The sequence below is a fragment of the Gemmatimonadota bacterium genome, from assembly GCA_026702745.1.
Classification (GTDB): Bacteria; JAAXHH01; JAAXHH01; order JAAXHH01; family JAAXHH01; genus JAAXHH01.
In genome coordinates this window covers 14,754-31,081 of record JAPPBT010000036.1, presented here as the reverse complement: position 1 = coordinate 31,081, position 16,328 = coordinate 14,754, and the positions used below count along the sequence as shown (strand labels likewise).

The window sequence follows — 16,328 nt, the reverse complement described above, 5'->3', positions numbered from 1 at the left end:
CGGCGCTGGTCCTCGCCGCTCATCATGTGAAGGAACGCGCGGTACGGCATGATGGCCAGCGGAAAGCGCCGCTCCAGGCTGAACGTCCTCATATCGCCTTCGACGATTTCCATGCGTCGTTTCGTTTCGTCCGGCAGCGCGTCCATCTTGCGGCGCGCCACCTCCAGCATCGCGGGAGCCCGGTCCAGGCCCACGATGGACACGCCCGACTCGGCGATCGGGATCATGATCCGGCCCGTACCGCAGCCGAGCTCCAGCACGGGGCCCTCCACCCTGGTGGCTTCCTCCGTGTAGAATGCCTCATCGCCTTCGAGTCCCGTCGAAAAGCTGTCGTATAACCCGGCGTCTTTCCTGTCGTATTCCGACATACCATACGCTCCTCATCCAAAAACAGCCTGATACCGGACCGTAATCCACGGACCGACTCCGATTCCTTTCCATACATGCAGCCTGATCCTCGACTATTATACATATGTAAGGATGCAGATGCAGGATGTTTCAATATTTCCGTGCTTTCCGATTTAATCTCCACTTGGTACATTCCAACACGGCAACCAGCCTGGAAATGAAAAGCAATGCACTGACGTCGCCAAACGTCGCACGGTATCGATCCACGCAAATATTGAGGGAACCATGCCTGACCGATTACGTATCGTCATACCCGGGGACGACCCGCCCCAGATGCAGGGATCGCCCCACCTGGAACGGCTTGAAGCCTATGGAGAGGTCGTCCTGCACACCGATCGGCCGGAAACGGCGGAAGAGAAGATCGAACGGGCCAGCGGCGCCGCGGTAATGATCAACTCCCGGGGGCTTGTGACGTGGCCCGGGGACGTCCTCCGCGCGCTGCCCGATCTCCGCATGATCGCGACCTGTTCGATCGGCGTCGACTGTTTCGATCTGGAAGCGGCGCGGGAATGCGGCATCGTCATCTCCAACCAGCCCGGTCGTACGGCGCCGGTCGTCGCGGAGCACGCCTTCGGCCTGATGTTCGCCCTCGCGAAAAGGGCGGCGTTCTTCACAGGCGCCATGAAAGCCGGCCAGTGGCCCCGGCTGGACGCGTACTATCTCAAGGGGAAGACCCTCGGCGTGATCGGAACCGGTCCCATCGGATCGGAGATGGCGAGACTGGCGGGAAGCGTGGGCATGGAGGTGATCGCCTGGACGTACAACCCGTCGGATGAAAGGGCCCGGGAGATCGGGTTGACCTACGTGGAACTCGACGAACTGCTGGAGAAATCGGACGTGGTGTCGCTGCACGTCATGCTGACGGAGTACAGCCGGTACATGATCAATCGGGATTCGCTGGCAAGCATGAAACCGGGCGCGTTGCTGATCAACTGCGGCCGGGGGGGCCTGGTGGATACGGACGCGCTGGTGGCAGCGCTTCGATCGGGTCACCTGGGCGGCGCGGCCCTGGACGTCTTCGAGGAGGAGCCGTTACCCGCGGGCCATCCGCTGCTCGAGATGGAACAGGTCGTCCTGACCCCTCACTGCGCGGACATGACCCCGGAGGGCGTCGAACTGCTCAACGAGGGGGCGGTGAACAACGTCATCGCCTTTTTAGAGGGCCGGCCGCAAAACGTCGTGAAATGATAGCGCAAACCGCGAGGTGAAACAGACCGCGTGGCGGGTCTTAACGAGGGTGGCGAGCTGATCGAGGGTGGCGAGCTTCGTCGAGACTCACTCCGGTGCGCGGTGCCGCGCCTCCCTGCCCTTGTCCGGCGTCGGATCCTCGACCAGGCCGTACATCTGCCGGCCTTCGTGGTCTTCGGGAAGGTATTCGGTAATCGGAAGGCCCTCGGGCGTGACGAACAGCAGGCAGTGGCAGTACTTCCAGATCTTCATCTCATCGCAAGCGCAGACCCACTCGCGGCTTCGTTCCAGTTCGGCCTTCTTGTCGGGATAGAAATTGCACGGGCACAGGGGCCGGCCCAGTTCGTCCACGTGGGCGGCGAGACCCTTGACCACGGAATCGGTCACTTCCGCGTTCGGATGAGGCGAGGTACCCGTCTTTTCCCAGTACTTGTCACAGTACTTTTGCATGCGCTGCATGCTCTTCTCCGACGGTTGCTGCTCGTTCATTGGCCTCTCCTTGGGTAGAGGGGGATTACTTATGCCTGTATGCCCGTGACAACTTGTTTTCAAAGGTTTTTCAAATCGTTCAAATCCTTATGCCTTCCACTCGCTTTCTTGTTCTGTTTCAAGTGTTGCAGATTGATAATAGGTACTTCAACCTCATCGATCACTTCAGTAATCCGTTCTGCGTAACAGCGATCGAAAGTAACACCGGATATCGTCGTCAGAAGTTCGATTCTCAGGGGAGGTACGCCCATTCGGACGATCTGGTTCTCTTGAGAAAAAAGTTCGGGCGAGAACTTTATTACGTCCATCCCGAATTCCCGTAAGGCGGCAAGCAGTCTTGCGGCGTTGTCCCGACGGGTCGCTATCCACACGTCCATGTCGCCTGTCGCTCGCGGGTAGCCGTGATAACTGACCGCGTAGCCGCCAATCAGCAGGTATTCAACCTGGTGCGCGTTGAGCAACCTCAAGAACTCTCTGAAGTCGTGCGGTAGCTGGATCGTAGCCATAGTTGATCTGTCGCATCAGTTCAAGGGCTTCCAAGCGTTCACGGGGCGTCCTGGAATGCCAGAACTCCCTTTCGTCCGAATCTTCATGTAGCGATACAACCGAAACGGCGCTCTTATCCATTCTGATGTTATCCAATGCCTTCATGAGATCCGCCCTGTTCCTGAGGATGGCCGCATGCCGTCCCCCGTTTCCGAGTGGGGAGTCGCCGGCAAGGTGTTGTCGATAACTTAGCCCATTCCACGTCTGATGTCAACCCGGCCGGACCGATCCCGAAAGGCATGGGTAAACGTCGATAAAAAAGGTATGTGTCGTGCCGATTTATATTGACTTTGATTGCGGCTCGGTATATCGTGCATGACTGTTGTTGAGCATCCGGTCAATTGGTGAAGAACGCATCTATAGAAAGATAGAACGAGTTCATATGCCACAGATTTTCTCCCCCGCCGCGAACACGTGGCTCAAGGCGAGCATCGTCGGCGGGGCGCTTCTCCTGGCAACCACATTCGGCGTCATTTTCTACCTCGGCTCAACCTCCTACGTTACCCGGCAGCACCAGGTTAGACCCCAGCCCGTTCCTTTCAGCCACAGGCACCACGTCAATCAACTCGGCATCGACTGCCGGTACTGCCACGCATCGGTGGAAACGAGCGCCTTCGCCGGCCTTCCGGCGACCAAGACGTGCATGAGCTGCCACTCCCAGGTGTGGACCGACGCGCCCATGCTCGAACCGGTACGGACCAGTTACGCGACCGGGGAGTCGCTCGAATGGACCCGGGTGCACGACCTGCCGGACTACGTGTATTTCGATCATAGTATTCATGTAACCAAAGGCATCGGCTGCGAGTCCTGCCACGGCGCCGTCAACGAGATGGCCCTGATGTGGCAGGAGGAATCGCTGCAGATGATGTGGTGCCTCGAGTGCCATCGCGGCCCCGAGGATTTCATCCGGGAACGGGCGGACGTGTACAAGTTCGAATCGCAGCCGGACTACTCGGCGCCCATGGATCAGAGAGCTCTCGGCGCGCAACTGATCCGGGGCTACCGGGTCAACAAGGATCAGCTGGAAGACTGTTCCATCTGTCACCGTTAACGGGATCAGCCTAGAAATTATATCATGAATCAGACTTCGGAACGGCACATCACGGAAGCGGTAGCGATGAACTCAGGAAAGAACGGCGCACCTGAATACTGGCGCAGCCTGGATCAGCTGGCCGAGACCGAGGAATTCCAGTCATTCATGGAGAAGGAATTCCCGCAGCACGTGGAAGAGGTCAAGGCGAATCCGGTCAGCCGGCGGAAGTTCCTGAAGCTGATGGGTGCCTCCATCGCCCTGGCCGGCGCCACGGCCTGTACCCGGCAGCCGTCCGAGAAGATCATTCCCTACGTGCTGCCCCCGGAAGAGATCGTCCCGGGCAAGCCCCTGTACTACGCCTCGGCCTACGTCCACGACGGGGTGGCGAACGGCATCCTGGTGGAAAGCCACATGGGCCGGCCCACCAAGGTGGAGGGCAACCCGGAACACCCCGCCAGCCTGGGATCGACGGACGCATTCGCCCAGGCTTCCGTCCTGACGATGTACGACCCGGACCGGTCCCAGTCGGTGATCAGGCGTGGCCGCATCACCACCTACGATGCCTACCTGAACGAGCTGAACGAAGCCCTGTCCAACCAGGTGGAGAAACAGGGCGGCGGCATTCGCGTACTGACCGGCACCGTCACCTCACCGACCCTGCACGGGCAACTGGAAGCCCTGCTGGCCCGGTACCCCGGCGCCCGCTGGCACCAGTACGACCCGGTCACCCTGGACAACGCCAGGGAAGGTTCCAAGCTGGCCTTTGGCGAAATCGTGTCCACCCGCTGCGCCGTCAAAAAGGCGGACGTGATCCTGTCCCTCGACGGAGACTTCCTGACGACCGGCCCCGGCGCCGTACGCTATGCCCGGGACTTCGCCTCCCGCCGGGACGGGAACGATCCCGACAACATGAACCGGCTGTACGTCATCGAGAGTACGCCTTCGCTGACCGGCGCGCAGGCCGATCATCTGCTCAACCGCCGCGCGGGAGAGATCGAAGGGCTCGCCCGGATGATTGCCGCGGGGCTCGGCGTATCCGTATCCGCCGGCGCGGAAGGCGACGAGGACACGCAGCGCTGGGTTTCCGCCGTGGTGGACGATCTCCGCGCCCACGCCGGCGCCTGCCTCGTGGTCACGGGCGACCACCAGCCGCCCGCCGTGCATGCCCTCGTCCACGCGATGAACGACGTACTGGGCAACACGGGGAACACCGTTACCTATTCCGAGTCCATCGAAGCGTCTCCCGTCAACCAGACCGAATCGATCACCGCGCTGGTCAACGACATGCGGAACGGCGAGGTCGACCTGCTGGTCACGATCGGCGTCAACCCCGTCTACAGCACGCCGGCGGACCTCGCGTTCACGACAGCCATGGACAACGTGGCGATGCGCGTGCACGCCGGCCTGTATCACGACGAGACGGCGGAACTTTGCCACTGGCACCTCCCGATGGCCCACGACCTGGAAGCCTGGAGCGACGCCCGGTCCTACGATGGCACGTTGACCGTCGTCCAGCCGCTCATCGCTCCGCTGTACCGCGGCAGGAGCGCCCACGAAATCGTGGCGGCGCTGACGGGCAACGCCATGAAGAAGGGTTACGATTCCGTCCGCGAGCACTGGCAGGCCCAGGGTTATCAAGGGTCGCAGGCCTTCGAGACCTTCTGGCAGACCACCGTGCACGACGGGTTCATCACCGGATCCGCACTGGCGCCTAAGGCTGTATCGGTCGGTGACATCGCCGCGGCCGTGGGCGAGGCACCGGGACCGGAAGCCGGTACGGAACTCATTTTCCGGGCGGACCCGACCGTATGGGACGGATACTACGCCAACAACGGCTGGCTGCAGGAGTTGCCCAAGCCGCTGACCAAGCTGACCTGGGACAACGCAGCGCTGATGGGCCCCTCCATGGCGAATCGGCTGGGGGTCGAAAACACCGACGTGGTCGAACTGGCCTTTCAGGACCGCAGGGTGAACGCCCCCGTGTGGATCCTGCCCGGCCACCCGGACGAAACGGTCACGGTGCACCTGGGCTACGGACGAAGCCGCGCGGGCCAGTTGGGCACGAAGGCGGGGTTCGACGCCTATTCGATCCGATCCTCCACCAGCCCTGATTTCGGCGGAGGACTTCAGGTTACGCCGACCGGGGACACCTTCGACATCTACAGCACGCAGGACCACCACGCCATGGAACTCGAAGGCCTGGGCAGCATGTCCCGCGACCGCAACCTGATCCGCGTCAGCGACATCGAGACCTTCAAAGACGATCCCCACGTGATCCAGGAGATGTGGGAAGAACCCGACCCGGAACGCAATCTCTATCCCGACGATCACGCTTACGACGGGCCCAATGCGTGGGGCATGGTCATCGACCTGAACAAGTGCAACGGCTGCAATACGTGCACCATCGCCTGCCAGTCGGAGAACAACATCTCCGTCGTAGGCAAGGAAGAAGTGGCCAATGCCCGCGAGATGCACTGGATCCGGATCGACCGCTATTACCGGGGGGATCTCGACGCGCCGGAGACTTTCCATCAGCCCGTGCCGTGCATGCAGTGCGAAAACGCCCCCTGCGAACTGGTCTGCCCCGTCGGCGCAACCGTGCACAGCAAGGAAGGCCTGAACGACATGGTCTACAACCGCTGCGTGGGTACTCGCTACTGTTCGAATAACTGTCCCTACAAGGTCCGGCGTTTCAACTTCTACCTGTATTCCGACTTCGAAACGCCGAGTCTGCAGCTGGGACGGAACCCGGACGTGACGGTACGCAGCCGCGGGGTCATGGAGAAGTGCACCTACTGCGTCCAGCGCATCAACGTCGCCCGGATCGACGCGAAGAAGGAAGACCGCGACATCGCCGACGGCGAGATCCTGACGGCCTGCCAACAGGCCTGCCCGTCCCAGGCGATCACCTTCGGGAACACGAAGGACGCGGATAGCAAGGTATCCAGATTGAAAGCCAGCCCGTTGAACTACGGGATGCTGACGGACCTGCTTACCAAGCCGCGCACGACGTACCTGGGGCGGATACGCAATCCGAACCCGGTCCTGGAGGCGTGAGCCGGAAGCGGGACGCGAGGCACGGCGGTCAGGACCCGCCGTGATAGAGGAGTAACTCCTTGTCGCAACAAGATCAGGCAGTCGACATAGAAAAGGTCGACAAGTACACGGGCGATGGTTTCGTAGCGCCCGAGTACAACAATACCACCGTCACGCAGAAGATATCCAACATCGTCCTGCGGGCGGATACGCCGTGGGGCTGGTACCTGGCCGTGGCTGTGTTGCTGCCCGTCGTCGGCATGCTGGGCATTTCCATCACATGGCTGGTGCTGATCGGGACCGGCATCTGGGGCCTGAACGTACCGGTCGGCTGGGGATTCGCCATCATCAACTTCGTCTGGTGGATCGGGATCGGACACGCCGGGACGCTGATCTCCGCCATCCTGCACCTCATGCGGCAGGACTGGCGCAACTCGATCAACCGGTTCGCGGAAGCCATGACGATCTTTGCCGTGATGTGCGCCGGCATGTTCCCGCTGCTCCACGTGGGCCGTCCCTGGCTGGCCTACTGGCTGCTTCCGCTGCCCAACACCATGTCCCTGTGGCCCCAGTGGCGGTCGCCGCTGGTCTGGGACGTCTTCGCCGTGTCCACCTACTTCACCGTTTCCCTGATCTTCTGGTACATGGGGATGATCCCGGATCTCGGCACCCTGCGGGACCGGGCGAAGCATCCCGTTGTCGCGCGGATCTACGGCATATTCGCCATGGGCTGGCGCGGCGCGTCCTCCCACTGGGCCCGTTACGAGAAGGCCTACCTGATCCTGGCCGGCCTTTCCACGCCCCTGGTGCTGTCCGTGCACTCCATCGTTTCGCTCGACTTCGCCGTCTCGCTGATCCCGGGCTGGCATACCACCGTGTTCCCGCCCTACTTCGTGGCCGGCGCCATCTACGCCGGATTCGCCATGGTGCTGACGCTGACCATCCCCGTGCGGCACTGGTTCGGACTGCAGGGACTGATCACGACGCGCCACCTGGAGAACATGGGCAAGGTGACCCTGGCGACGGGCTTCATCGTCGTGTACGGATACGCCATGGAGGCCTTCATATCGTGGTACAGCGCGAGCCCGTACGAAGGGTTCATGATGTGGAACCGCATGACCGGCCAGTACGCGCCGGTTTACTGGGCGCTGATCTTCTGCAACGCCGTCAGCATACAGATTCTCTGGTGGAAGCGCGCCCGCCGAAGTCCCCTCGTGCTGTTTATCGTCTCCCTGATCGTCGGTGTCGGCATGTGGCTGGAACGGTTCGTCATCGTCGTGACCAGCCTGGCCAACGACTACATGCCTTCGTCGTGGGACTACTACGCTGGCACGATCTGGGACTGGAGCCTGTACATCGGGACCATCGGATTCTTCCTGTTCATGATGTGCCTGTTCATCCGGTTCCTGCCCATGATCCCCATGTCCGAGATGAAGATGATCATACCGAAGCACCGGAACAAGAAGGACGCCTGAGATGAATCACGGACCCGCCCAGCCCGAACTGCGCGGCCTCGTGGCCGAGTTTGAAAACGAGGAAGCCATCGTGGAAGCCACGCAGAAGACCGTGGACGCCGGGTACCATCATATCGAGACCTACACGCCCTACCCCCTCGACGAATTGCTGGACATCCAGCACCTCCACAAGAACAAGGTGGCGCTGGTGATCCTGATCGGCGGGCTGACCGGATGCGCCGTGGGTTTCTTCATGCAGTGGTTCGCCTCCGTGATCCACTACCCGATCAACGTGGGCGGCCGGCCCCTGAACAGCTGGCCGGCCTTCATCCCGGTCATGTTCGAGTGCACGGTCCTGTTCGCTTCCTTCGCCGCGCTGATCGGCATGATGGTCATGAACAAGCTGCCCCGGCCGAACCATCCGCTTTTCGATATCGAGCGGTTTCGGTACGCCACGCAGGACCGGTTCTTCCTGTGCATCGAGGCGGAAGACCCGTACTTCGAAAAGGACGCGACCCGGCAGTTTCTCGAAGAGCTGAACCCGCACGAGGTGAACGAAGTTGAAGCGTAGCCCTATGACCCTCCTGTACGCCGGTTTCCTGTGCGTCCTGTGCCTGGCCGTCACGGCGGCCTGCCGGCAGGACATGCACGATCAGCCGCGCGCCGAGCCCTTCGAGGAGAGCGACTTCTTCGGCGACCGGCGGTCGGTGCGTCCCGCGGTGGATGGGACCATTGCCCGGGGCCACCTGAGGCTGGACGAGCATTTCTACACGGGCAAGATCGACGGCGCGCTGGCGACGACGTTCCCCAGCACGGTAACCATTGAAATGCTGAAGCGAGGACAGGAACGGTACGACATCTACTGCGCGCCGTGCCACAGCAAGACGGGAGACGGACTCGGCATGATCGTGCAGCGCGGCATGAAGCAGCCGGAGTCCTTTCACAGCCAGCGGCTCCTCGACGTGGAAGTGGGGCATTACTTCGACGTGGTGACCAACGGCTTCGGCAACATGTACAGTTACGAAGAACGCATCGATCCGGCCGACCGATGGGCCATCGCCGCCTATATCCGGGCGCTGCAGATGAGCCAGGGCGCCGAGTTGGCCGAACTGCCGGAATCCGATCAGCAACGCATCCGGCAAATCGTGGAAGTGGAAGAATGACAGCGATTTCCAGCAATCTCCTGGCGCAGTTCAGCAGCATTCAGTCCCGGGCTTTGACCGTCGGCGTCATCCTGGTACTGGGCGGATTGCTTTACGCCTTCGGCTCGGACGGGATGTCCGGATTCTACCAGGCCTATCTGGTGGGCTACATGATCTGCGCGGGCATAGCCCTGGTATGCATGGCCTTTACCATGCTGCACCACCTCATCGGCGGCCGATGGGGATTCGTCATCCAGCGTCTGCTCGAAGCCGGCATGAGCACACTGCCCGTGCTGCTCGTCCTCTTCATACCCATCGTGCTGGGCATGCACGACCTGTACCATTGGACGCACGCGGAAGTGGTGGCCGTCGATCCGATCCTGCAGCACAAGGAATCCTATCTCAACGTGCCCTTCTTCATCGCCCGGACGGTCTTCTACTTCGCCATCTGGATCACCGCAGCCTTCCTGCTGATCAGGTGGTCCACGTCCCAGGATACGTCGGGCGACCCCGGACTGACGGACAAGATGCGCAACGTATGCGGACCCGGCGTCGTGGTGTTCGCCCTGACCATGACCTTCGCGTCCTTCGACTGGGTAATGTCCACCGATCCACACTGGTTCTCGACGCTCTACGGGGTCATGATGATCGTGAACGCCGGCGGCGCGACCCTTTCGTTTATTATCATCATGATGACCTGGCTCCGGAAACACGAGCCCATATCGGAACTCGCCGACGCGGACCGGTTCCACGACTGGGGCAAGCTCCTGCTGGCCTTTACGCTGCTCTGGTTCTACATGATGCTGTCCCAGTTCCTTATCATCTGGGCGGCGAACCTGCCGGAAGAGAACCCCTGGTACGTACACCGCGTCCACGGAGGCTGGGAAGTCCTGTCCGTCGTCCTTGTCCTCTGCCGGTTTGTAATCGCCTTCTTCCTGCTCCTGTCCATACCGAGGAAGCGGGACCCGCGGAGGCTGGTACGCGTGGCCTGGTTCATCCTGGTCATGCACCTGGTCGACATCTTCTGGCACGTGGCGCCGAATTTCCGGCTCGACGGGTTCAGTGTCAGCGTGATGGACGTGATGGTTCCCGTCGGACTGTTCGGCATCTGGTTTTTCTTTGTCCTGAACCGGCTGAAGCGGTATCCGTTGATCCCGCAGAAGGATCCCCGGTTCGAGGAACTCGTGGCTTCGGTCTCGAAGGCACCGGTCTCGAAGGCAAAGGCCTAGGAACGTGTATTATATGAGGACGGCATGAATCACGGCAAAGACCATAACATGGTTGACCAGGCCTCGGTAGAACGGGGACACGAAGTATTCGAGACCAACGTGCCCCTGGTCATCAAGTTCGGCATCGGCCTTACGGTACTGGCCATCATCTCCATGGTACTGATGTGGCTGATGTTCGTGGTGATCGAAGACTACAACGCGATGACGTTCGACGCACCGGCGCCCCTGATTGAAGCGGACGCGCTACCGCCCGAACCACGGCTCCAGGTCATCCCCGAGGAAGACCTGATCGCCCTCCAGGAGGCGGAAGCGAAGAAGCTGAACAACTACGGGTGGGTGATCCGCACGGCGGAAATCGTCCAGATTCCCATTGAGCGGGCCATGCACCTGATTGCGACCGACGACCGGTACAGGCTGCCCTCGGCGGCCGATACCGGGGACGAACAGACCGGGGACGAACAGACCGGGGAAGGACCGTAGGATGATGACCCGCAAACCATACAGATTTGCCGCTGTCGCCGCGGGACTCATCGCGGTCGCGGTCCTGCTCACCACGCCTGGCGGGGCCTACGGGCAGGAAGGCGAGAGCGGCCCGGCCGTCATGAAGGATATCGGCACGGGACCCGGCCTGGACGCGAGCGCCACGCCCGAAATCCTCAGGCACGTGGGCATCGAACAGAGAATCGGCGTCTCCCTGCCCCTGGATCTGGAGTTCAACGACGAAACGGGCACGCCGGTAAGCCTGGGCAACTACTTCGGCGACAAGCCGGTCATCCTGACGCTGGTCTACTACGACTGCCCCATGCTGTGCACGGAGGTGCTCAACGGGCTCAACCGGAGCCTGGCCCCTCTGAATTACAGTATCGGGGAGGAATTCGAGGTCGTGACCGTCAGTTTCGACCCCCGGGAATCCCCGACGCTCGCGTCGCAGAAGAAGGCGGTTTATACGCAGCGCTACGGGCGGCCCGGTACCGGGGAAGGCTGGCATTTCCTCACGGGCGAAGCGCCGGCGATCGACGCGCTGACCGAATCCGTCGGCTTCAACTACGTCTACGACGAAACGGAAGGGCAGTTCGTCCACGGCAGCGCCATCATGATCATCAGTCCGAAGGGCACGGTTTCGCACTACTTCTTCGGGATCGAGTACCCGTCTGAGGACATCCGGCTGGCCATTATCGAATCTTCCGAGGAAAAACTGGGCAACGTGTTCGACCAGATCATGCTGTACTGTTTCAACTACGATCCCGAGCAGGGCCGGTACGGCGTCGCCATCATGAACGCGATGCGCCTCGCGGGGCTGGCCACGCTGCTGGCCATGGGTTCCTTCATGGTCGTCATGTTCAAGCGGGACCGCCGGCGGCGGCGGGAACGGATCGAACGCGGAGAAGATGCGTAACCGGACGATGAAGGCCGGTCGATGAGGCCGGACGTTGAGGCCGGACTTAACCGTAAAGTGAGCGTATGAACAACCAATTCCAACTGCATCCCGAGATCGCATCAACCATTGCCTTTGACGTCGATTTGCTGTACTTTTTCGTAGTGGCCGTCAGCATTTTCTTCATGGCCCTGATCTGCGTCCTGATCTTCGTCTTCGCCATGAAGTACCGGCGCCGCACCGAGGACCAGCAGGCGGAAACCCAGACGCACGGCCACCTGGGCCTTGAAATCACGTGGTCCGCTATTCCACTCGTTCTCATGCTGATCATGTTTGCCTGGGGCGTCTGGATCTTCTTCAAGGTGTACCAGATCCCCGAAGGCGCCATGGAGTACTACGTGGTGGGCAAGCAGTGGATGTGGCACATACAGCACCCGACGGGACAGCGGGAAATCAACGAAATGCACGTGCCGATCGACACGCCGGTGAAGCTGACCATGGCGTCCGAGGACGTCATACACAGCTTCTTCATCCCGGCGTTCCGGGTGAAGAACGACGTGATCCCCGGAAGGTACACTTCGTTGACCTTCGAAGCGACGAAACCCGGCAAGTACCACCTGTTCTGCGCCGAATACTGCGGCACCGAACACTCGTTGATGATCGGAAGCGTTTACGCCATGGAACCGGAAGACTACCAGGACTGGCTGGGCGGCGGCGTGGCCGACGAGACGCCCGAGGAGGCCGGGGCGCGGCTCTTCTCGCAGCTCAACTGCGATACGTGCCACAGCGACCAGGCCGGGTCCCGGGGGCCGTCCTTGAACGGCAAATTCGGCACGGAGGAAGTCCTTGCCAGCGGTGAACGCATCGTGATCGACGAAGCCTATATCCGGGAATCCATCGTGAATCCCAGGGTCCGCCTCGTGGCCGGCTATCCGTCGATCATGCCGACCTACCAGGGTCAGATCACGGAGACCAACATCTTCAATCTGATTTCCTATATCAAATCGCTGCCGAGTACGGAGGGCGCCCAATGAGCACCATCGCCCAGCAGGGGGCTTCCGAACACCGGATGCCCCGCGACCACTTCCTGAACGCGGCCTACTCGATCAAGTCCTGGCTGCTGACGATGGACCACAAGCGCGTGGGGCTGCTGTACCTGTTCTCGATCACCTTCTTCTTCCTGATCGGGGGCACCTTCGCCAGCCTGATCCGCCTGGAACTGGCAACGCCCGAAGCGGACCTCATGGAAGCGGACCAGTACAACGTGGCCTTTTCCATGCACGGCATCGTCATGATCTTCTTCTTCCTGATCCCGTCGATCCCGGCCGTGTTCGGGAACTTCATCATGCCGCTCATGATCGGGGCCAAGGACGTGGCCTTCCCGAAGCTGAACCTGATGAGCTGGTACCTCTTCATCTTCGGCGGTACCTTCGGCGTGCTGACGACCTTGCTCGGTGGCGTGGACACGGGGTGGACCTTCTACACCCCCTTCAGCAGCACCTATTCCAACAGCAACGTGATCCTGGCGGGCATGGCGGCCTTCATCGCCGGATTCTCCTCCATCCTGACCGGGCTGAACTTCATGGTGACCATTCACAAGATGCGGGCGCCGGGCATTACCTGGTTCAAGATGCCCCTCTTCGTGTGGGGCATGTACGCCACGAGCCTGATCATGGTCCTCGGCACGCCGGTCATCGCCATCACGCTCGCTCTCATGATGGTCGAGCGCGGCCTGCACATCGGCATATTCGACCCCGCCCTGGGCGGCGACCCGGTCCTGTTCCAGCACCTGTTCTGGTTCTACTCCCATCCGGCGGTGTACATCATGATCCTGCCCGGCATGGGGGTCATTTCCGAGGTCATCGCCGCCTTCAGCCGCAAGCGGATCTTCGGCTACGAATTCATCGCCATGTCCAGCGTCTCGATCGCGGTCCTGGGCTTCTTCGTCTGGGGCCACCACCTCTTCGTGAGCGGGCAGTCGATCTACGCCGGCATGGTCTTCTCCTTCATCACCATGCTCGTGGCGGTGCCTTCGGCGATCAAGGTGTTCAACTGGATGGCGACCATCTACAGGGGTTCGGTGTCCTATGACGCTCCCATGCTCTACGCCCTGGGTTTCATCGGGCTCTTTTCAATAGGCGGGCTCACCGGCGTGTTCCTGGCCATCATGGGGCTGGACATCCACATGCACGACACGTACTTCGTGGTAGCCCACTTCCACTACGTAATGGTGGGCGGCGCAGTAACGGCCTTCATGGCGGCGCTCCACTTCTGGTGGCCCAAGATTTCCGGCCGCATGTATCCTGAAGCCTGGTCGCGCCTGGCCGCCTTCCTGATCTTCGCCGGGTTCAACCTGACCTTCTTCCCGCAGTTCATCGTGGGCTACCTCGGCATGCCGCGGCGCTATCACGTCTACCCGGAAGAGTGGCAGCTTTTGAACATCATGTCTTCGGCCGGTGCCACCATCCTGGCCGTGGCGTTCATCGTCCCGGCGATCTACCTGCTCTGGTCGCTGAAGTACGGGAGAGTATCCGGTCCCAATCCCTGGCGGGCCACGGGGCTGGAATGGATCCTCTCCTCGCCGCCGCCGGAGCACAACTTCCCGACCACGCCGATCGTGGAAGAGGAGCCGTACGACTACGGCGAGGTGATTGAGAACCCGGTGCACGAGGAAGAGAAAGAGCACGAACACGCGTAATCCGCGCGGGCAGCACGCGCGTCGGCGGCGCACTCGGCCCGCGGGCGCACAGCGTGCCCGCAGTCCATCTGTTTAAGGAGCACGATCTTGTCAGTCAGTACGGAAACGGCCGTCCACGGCCACGATGAACACGCCGAGCATCCGGAATACATGCGTCATCAGTTCGACGACATGGACCAGCAGAACGATGCCGCGAGCCTGGGGATGTGGCTGTTTCTGCTGACGGAGGTCATGTTCTTCGGCGGGTTCTTCCTGGGATATTCGATCTATCGGAGCGAGTATTACGAATCCTTCGTCATCGGAAGCCAGAATCTCGACGTCTTCCTGGGCGGCCTGAACACCGTCGCCCTGATCACCAGCAGCGTCACCATGGCCTTCGCCGTCCGTGCGGCCCAGCTCGGGAAGAAGAACCACATCCTGATCTTCCTGGTGCTGACCCTCGTACTCGGCCTCGTGTTCATGGTGAACAAGTACATCGAGTATTCCCACAAGCTGCACGACGGCCTCATTCCCGGATACAATTTCCTGTGGACCGGCCTGGGCGACGGGCAGACCATCCAGCTGTTCTACGGCTTCTACTTCTGCATGACCGGGACGCACGGCCTGCACGTTCTCATTGGACTCGTGCTCATCGTCTGGCTGCTGATCCGCGTCTGGCAGAACAAGTTCACCCCCGAGTACTACGCGCCGATCGAAAATTTCGGCCTGTACTGGCACTTTGTCGACCTGGTCTGGATCTTCCTCTTCCCGCTGCTGTACCTCATCGGCGGACTGGCCGTATAGGAATCAACTCATGACTGAACACGCAGAACACGGCCATCAAGCCGCAGACAGCCATCAAGCCGAAGGCGGCCACGGGGACCACCACGGCCCCCACATCGCCACCACGGCCAACTACCTGACCATCTTCACGGCACTGCTGGTCCTCACCGCCGTGACCGTGTGGGCGGCCACCCTGGAACTGGGCTTTCTCAACACGCCTGTGGCCATGTTCATCGCCAGTGTCAAGGCGATCCTGGTGATCCTGTACTTCATGCACCTGAAGTTCAGCCCCGGCCAGACCAAGCTCGCCGCCGCCGCCGCCATCTTCTGGCTGCTCATTCTCCTCATCATCACCTTCTTCGACTACATCGGCCGCACCTGGCAGGACAATCCCGCGGGCTGGTAGCGTTGCGGGACGCTGTCCTCTGCAAAGTCGTCGGTCGTTACGCCTGATTGGCGAATCGTCCATGCCTTCGGCTGACGGTCTGCTCTTCGGCTAACCTTCTTCTATGGTCAAATGGCCGCTACTGCCGAAGCACCGGTCGTGGCGCGGGTGCGGTGTTATTTCCTGTCGACGACGGATCAGATTAAAAAAAACACGATATAGCCCTTTCAATTCTGACTATTCCCTTTAGGACATGGGACGTGTATTGTGCCGCGCGGGATCTCCATCATGGCCGGTACTCGTTCCCGTATCATTCGTGTATGCTGTATAACCTCGGTTCATTCAGTTGCATAAGGAGGGGGTCATGTTGAAAGGTATTTCGGATACGAACACGGAAGAACAGATATTGCGCTCAATAGATGTTCTTAAGGACGTTGTACTGTCTTCGAGAAAGGACACCAAACAGCGGTTCGAACACGTTGAAGCCGACATCAAAGACATCCGTTCGGAATTGACGGAGTTCCGAACGGACACCAAACAGCGGTTCGAACACGTTGAAGCCGACATCAAAGACATCCGTTCG

16 protein-coding genes are annotated in these 16,328 nt (G+C 60.8%); 13 read left to right on the top strand and 3 right to left on the bottom strand.

All coding sequences use genetic code 11. The features are described from left to right. The coding region (locus OXH56_06400; protein MCY3554938.1) for a class I SAM-dependent methyltransferase at positions 1 to 368 on the bottom strand (368 nt) is incomplete at its 3' end. A gap of 265 nt (positions 369 to 633) precedes the next feature. Here OXH56_06400 and OXH56_06395 point away from each other — a divergent pair. Then, complete coding sequence (locus OXH56_06395; GenBank protein MCY3554937.1) at positions 634 to 1,596, top strand: phosphoglycerate dehydrogenase; 963 nt, start codon at positions 634 to 636, stop codon at positions 1,594 to 1,596. 87 nt (positions 1,597 to 1,683) lie between these two features. Here OXH56_06395 and OXH56_06390 read toward each other — a convergent pair whose 3' ends face one another. After that, on the bottom strand, positions 1,684 to 2,085 hold the full coding sequence (locus tag OXH56_06390; GenBank protein MCY3554936.1) for a ferredoxin:thioredoxin reductase: 402 nt from the start codon (positions 2,083 to 2,085) through the stop codon (positions 1,684 to 1,686). 59 nt (positions 2,086 to 2,144) lie between these two features. Next, positions 2,145 to 2,591 carry a hypothetical protein gene (locus OXH56_06385; protein MCY3554935.1) on the bottom strand — a complete coding sequence of 149 codons (447 nt, stop codon included), beginning with the start codon at positions 2,589 to 2,591 and terminating at the stop codon, positions 2,145 to 2,147. Between the two features lie 422 nt (positions 2,592 to 3,013). Here OXH56_06385 and OXH56_06380 point away from each other — a divergent pair, with 422 nt between their 5' ends. The 12 genes from OXH56_06380 to OXH56_06325 all read left to right on the top strand — a co-directional run bounded on the left by OXH56_06380 (position 3,014) and on the right by OXH56_06325 (position 15,766). Then, a complete protein-coding gene (locus OXH56_06380) occupies positions 3,014 to 3,682 on the top strand; it encodes a cytochrome c3 family protein (GenBank protein ID MCY3554934.1) in 669 nt (222 codons plus the stop codon). 24 nt (positions 3,683 to 3,706) lie between these two features. Continuing rightward, positions 3,707 to 6,721 carry a TAT-variant-translocated molybdopterin oxidoreductase gene (locus OXH56_06375; GenBank protein ID MCY3554933.1) on the top strand — a complete coding sequence of 1,005 codons (3,015 nt, stop codon included), beginning with the start codon at positions 3,707 to 3,709 and terminating at the stop codon, positions 6,719 to 6,721. Between the two features lie 59 nt (positions 6,722 to 6,780). Beyond that, positions 6,781 to 8,175: a polysulfide reductase NrfD gene (gene nrfD / locus OXH56_06370; protein ID MCY3554932.1), complete on the top strand. Its 1,395-nt coding sequence runs from the start codon at positions 6,781 to 6,783 to the stop codon at positions 8,173 to 8,175. A 1-nt stretch (position 8,176) separates the two neighbouring features. After that, positions 8,177 to 8,725: a DUF3341 domain-containing protein gene (locus OXH56_06365; protein MCY3554931.1), complete on the top strand. Its 549-nt coding sequence runs from the start codon at positions 8,177 to 8,179 to the stop codon at positions 8,723 to 8,725. Then, positions 8,715 to 9,317: a cytochrome c gene (locus OXH56_06360; GenBank protein MCY3554930.1), complete on the top strand. Its 603-nt coding sequence runs from the start codon at positions 8,715 to 8,717 to the stop codon at positions 9,315 to 9,317. The genes OXH56_06365 and OXH56_06360 overlap by 11 nt, the downstream gene beginning before the upstream one ends. Then, a complete protein-coding gene (locus OXH56_06355) occupies positions 9,314 to 10,525 on the top strand; it encodes a hypothetical protein (protein ID MCY3554929.1) in 1,212 nt (403 codons plus the stop codon). Before OXH56_06360 ends, OXH56_06355 begins: the two co-directional genes overlap by 4 nt. Positions 10,526 to 10,549: 24 nt before the next feature. Next, a complete protein-coding gene (locus OXH56_06350; GenBank protein ID MCY3554928.1) occupies positions 10,550 to 11,005 on the top strand; it encodes a hypothetical protein in 456 nt (151 codons plus the stop codon). Position 11,006: 1 nt separating this feature from the next. Next, positions 11,007 to 11,921, top strand: a complete 915-nt coding sequence (locus tag OXH56_06345; GenBank protein MCY3554927.1) for an SCO family protein — start codon at positions 11,007 to 11,009, stop codon at positions 11,919 to 11,921. Positions 11,922 to 11,986: 65 nt separating this feature from the next. Next, the gene (gene coxB, locus OXH56_06340) at positions 11,987 to 12,934 is read left to right on the top strand and encodes a cytochrome c oxidase subunit II (protein MCY3554926.1); all 948 of its coding nucleotides are present in this window, start codon (positions 11,987 to 11,989) and stop codon (positions 12,932 to 12,934) included. Positions 12,935 to 12,969: 35 nt separating this feature from the next. Beyond that, positions 12,970 to 14,598 (top strand): cbb3-type cytochrome c oxidase subunit I, encoded by a 1,629-nt coding sequence (locus tag OXH56_06335; protein ID MCY3554925.1) that lies wholly within the window; start codon positions 12,970 to 12,972, stop codon positions 14,596 to 14,598. 150 nt (positions 14,599 to 14,748) lie between these two features. Then, positions 14,749 to 15,381 carry a cytochrome c oxidase subunit 3 family protein gene (locus OXH56_06330; GenBank protein MCY3554924.1) on the top strand — a complete coding sequence of 211 codons (633 nt, stop codon included), beginning with the start codon at positions 14,749 to 14,751 and terminating at the stop codon, positions 15,379 to 15,381. Positions 15,382 to 15,391: 10 nt separating this feature from the next. Next, positions 15,392 to 15,766 (top strand): cytochrome C oxidase subunit IV family protein, encoded by a 375-nt coding sequence (locus OXH56_06325; protein MCY3554923.1) that lies wholly within the window; start codon positions 15,392 to 15,394, stop codon positions 15,764 to 15,766. Positions 15,767 to 16,328: the final 562 nt, after the last annotated feature.

Coding starts and splice junctions, on each gene's coding strand:
- OXH56_06330 (MCY3554924.1), top strand. CDS start 14,749: ATGCGTCATCAGTTCGACGACATGGACCAGCAGAACGATGCCGCGAGC.
- OXH56_06365 (MCY3554931.1), top strand. CDS start 8,177: ATGAATCACGGACCCGCCCAGCCCGAACTGCGCGGCCTCGTGGCCGAG.
- OXH56_06345 (MCY3554927.1), top strand. CDS start 11,007: ATGATGACCCGCAAACCATACAGATTTGCCGCTGTCGCCGCGGGACTC.
- OXH56_06385 (MCY3554935.1), bottom strand. CDS start 2,591: ATGGCTACGATCCAGCTACCGCACGACTTCAGAGAGTTCTTGAGGTTG.
- OXH56_06395 (MCY3554937.1), top strand. CDS start 634: ATGCCTGACCGATTACGTATCGTCATACCCGGGGACGACCCGCCCCAG.
- OXH56_06355 (MCY3554929.1), top strand. CDS start 9,314: ATGACAGCGATTTCCAGCAATCTCCTGGCGCAGTTCAGCAGCATTCAG.
- OXH56_06335 (MCY3554925.1), top strand. CDS start 12,970: ATGCCCCGCGACCACTTCCTGAACGCGGCCTACTCGATCAAGTCCTGG.
- OXH56_06350 (MCY3554928.1), top strand. CDS start 10,550: ATGAATCACGGCAAAGACCATAACATGGTTGACCAGGCCTCGGTAGAA.
- coxB (MCY3554926.1), top strand. CDS start 11,987: ATGAACAACCAATTCCAACTGCATCCCGAGATCGCATCAACCATTGCC.
- OXH56_06325 (MCY3554923.1), top strand. CDS start 15,392: ATGACTGAACACGCAGAACACGGCCATCAAGCCGCAGACAGCCATCAA.
- OXH56_06375 (MCY3554933.1), top strand. CDS start 3,707: ATGAATCAGACTTCGGAACGGCACATCACGGAAGCGGTAGCGATGAAC.
- OXH56_06380 (MCY3554934.1), top strand. CDS start 3,014: ATGCCACAGATTTTCTCCCCCGCCGCGAACACGTGGCTCAAGGCGAGC.
- OXH56_06390 (MCY3554936.1), bottom strand. CDS start 2,085: ATGAACGAGCAGCAACCGTCGGAGAAGAGCATGCAGCGCATGCAAAAG.